The sequence below is a fragment of the Streptomyces sp. RP5T genome, from assembly GCF_003933965.1.
Lineage (GTDB): Bacteria > Actinomycetota > Actinomycetes > Streptomycetales > Streptomycetaceae > Streptomyces.
Genome location: NZ_RSAJ01000852.1, coordinates 1 through 2675 on the forward strand (window position 1 = coordinate 1; position 2675 = coordinate 2675).

Here is a 2675-nt window from a genome sequence, read left to right on the forward strand (position 1 = left end):
GTCGGTGACCGTGCCGAGGGTGGCGGTCGCGGTCGTGGCGGAGACGGCGCCGGACACGGTGTCGGCCGTCGTGTCCGTCGTGGAGAGGGGGGCGGCCGGGAGTTCGTCCGCGCTGGCGACGGCGGAGCCGAGTGCCCACGCACCGGTGACACCGGCGGCTATGACGATGGAACGGCGGATGTTCTTGTTCATGAGTGCGTCAGATCCCTGGATCTTGGGTGCCTGGAAAGGCAGGGGGACATCCGGAGCCACGGGGCTCCAGGGGGATCCGTCCGGAGATCTACGAAGATCTGGGGGGTGTCCGAACGGCTGGGGCAGACCTGTTCCGCCCCCGCGCGGCAGGTCGGCGGGGGGAAGGTCTGCCCTAGCCGGGGAAGACGGGGATGTCCCGGTGCCTGTCCCGGGTCCCGGCCGCGTCGACGCTCGCGGCGGCACCGGGCACGAGCCGCAGCGGCGCCCGGTGGTTGGGGGTGATGGCATGCGCGTCGCCGTGTCGCGACGAGCCGTTGTCCACGGCCGACTTGCCGCCCAGGGCTCCGCTCGGGTTCTCGGAGGGCGCCTGGTGCGCGGGCGCGTGGGCGGTGGAGGTGGAGGCAGAGGTGGTGCGGTGGTCGGAGCAACGCACGGTGCCATCGGTCACGGTGCCATGTCCGGCGAACCGCGGCCCGTACACGGCACCGCCGTCCGCGGAGCCCTTGTCACCGGCCGGCTTCTCCGGCGCGTGACCGCCCGACCCGGGCTGCTGCGGCGCCGACGTGACCGGCGCGGGGGCGGGCAGGGTCTGGCCCGGGATCCCGGGCAGGCCCGGCACCGAGGGAGTACCCGGCATCGTCGGCAGGGGCGGCAGGGTCGGCCACGACGGCGACTCGGGGTACGACGGCAGCGTCGGCCACCCCGGCACCGTGGGCTGCGCCGGTATCCCGACCGTCTCGGTCAACCCCGTGGTCACGGTCTCGACCAGGTCCCCGACCGGTTTGACCAGATCGCCGACCGGCCGTACGACCCCGTCGGCCACGGTGCCGACGACGTCCTCGGTCACCGCGCCCAGGACCGTGCCGCCGGCCGGGCGGGTGAGGTCGTCGCTGGTGCCGGTTTCGGGGACGACGGGCGTGGAGGCGCCGCCTGTTACGGTGGCGGTGGCCGCGGCCGCGGCCGTGGCCGAGTGGGTGTCCCTACCCCTCTCCCTGTGCGCGTCCGTGGCTGTGGACTCGACCAGGGCTGTGTCCGCTGCGGTGACCGGGTGCGCGGGCTTCGGCGCGGCCGGGGGCCCCACGAGCCGACCGGTCATCGTGCCCGGCAACGCCCCGACGCCCTCCGCCGCTTGTGCCTGCTCCCCGCAGAGGAAGCCGAGCACGCACAACCCGCCGACCAACAACCCCACCTGCAGCGCTCGCCGCCCGACCACCGTGCGCAGCACGCGCACAGCGGCACCGGGAAGGACTGCTGACCAGGTCAAGAGGGGGCGGGTCCTTCCGTGCGACGGAACGAAGCGAAAGGGAACGGAGGAGAACGGAACGAAGGCGAAAGGGAAACGGAGGGGAAGGGTGAAGACTGTGGAGAACACGATCCTTGCACGGGGTGCCCGAGGTCGCGCAAGTCCCCTGTTACCGATGCGTAGGCATGTCCCTTTTGCTGTTCTGACCGCAGGTCACCGGGTCGACAAATCGCCACCTGTTGCGCGTGTTCACGCCGGATCCGGTATCGGGAGCGGGCGCTTCTCGATCGCCGCCGCCATGACCTCGGGGAACAGATCGGGAGTGCAGGCGAACGCCGGTGCCCCCAGCGCGGCGAGCGCTGCCGCGTGCTCCCTGTCGTAGGCGGGTGCCCCCTCGTCGGACAGCGCGAGCAGTGTCACGAACTGCACCCCCGACGCCTTCATCGCCGCGACCCGCTTGAGCATCTCGTTGCGTATGCCGCCCTCGTAGAGGTCGCTGATCAGCACCATCACCGTCTCCGCGGGCCGGGTGATCTGCGACTGGCAGTACGCCAGCGCCCGGTTGATGTCCGTGCCGCCACCGAGCTGCGTCCCGAAGAGCACGTCCACCGGGTCGTCGAGCTGGTCGGTGAGGTCGACGACCGCCGTGTCGAAGACCACGAGCCGTGTGTCGATCGACCGCATGGACGCCAGCACGGCCCCGAACACGGACGCGTAGACGACGGACGCCGCCATGGACCCCGACTGGTCGATGCAGAGGACGACCTCCTTCTTCACCGAGCGGGAGGCCCGGCCGTATCCGACGAGCCGTTCCGGCACGATCGTGCGGTACTCCGGCAGGTAGTGCTTGAGGTTGGCCGAGATCGTGCGGTTCCAGTCGATGTCGTGGTGGCGCGGCCGACTGATCCGGGCGCTGCGGTCGAGGGCGCCGGTGAGCGTGGCGCGGGTGCGGGTGGCGAGCCGCTTCTCCAGATCCTCGACGACCTTGCGCACGACGGCCCGTGCCGTCTCCTTCGTCGTCTCGGGCATCGCCTTGTTGAGCGAGAGCAGCGTGCCGACCAGGTGCACGTCGGCCTCGACCGCCTCCAGCATCTCCGGTTCGAGCAGCAGCGTGGACAGCCCCAGCCGGTCGATGGCGTCCCGCTGCATGACCTGGACCACGGAGGAGGGGAAGTAGGTCCGGATGTCCCCCAGCCATCGCGCCACGGACGGTGCCGAGGCCCCGAGCCCCGCCGAACGG

2 protein-coding genes and 1 pseudogene are annotated in these 2675 nt (G+C 71.6%); all 3 read right to left on the bottom strand.

Going from position 1 to position 2675, the window contains the following annotated elements:
* Window positions 1-192: pseudogene (locus EHS43_RS42000) on the bottom strand (hypothetical protein); the annotation flags it as partial.
* Between the two features lie 172 nt (window positions 193-364).
* Window positions 365-1456 (bottom strand): hypothetical protein, encoded by a 1092-nt coding sequence (locus EHS43_RS42005; RefSeq protein ID WP_125195736.1) that lies wholly within the window; start codon window positions 1454-1456, stop codon window positions 365-367.
* Window positions 1457-1684: 228 nt separating this feature from the next.
* Window positions 1685-2675 (bottom strand): VWA domain-containing protein (locus EHS43_RS42010; protein ID WP_148104264.1); only part of this gene is annotated, 991 nt, incomplete at its 5' end.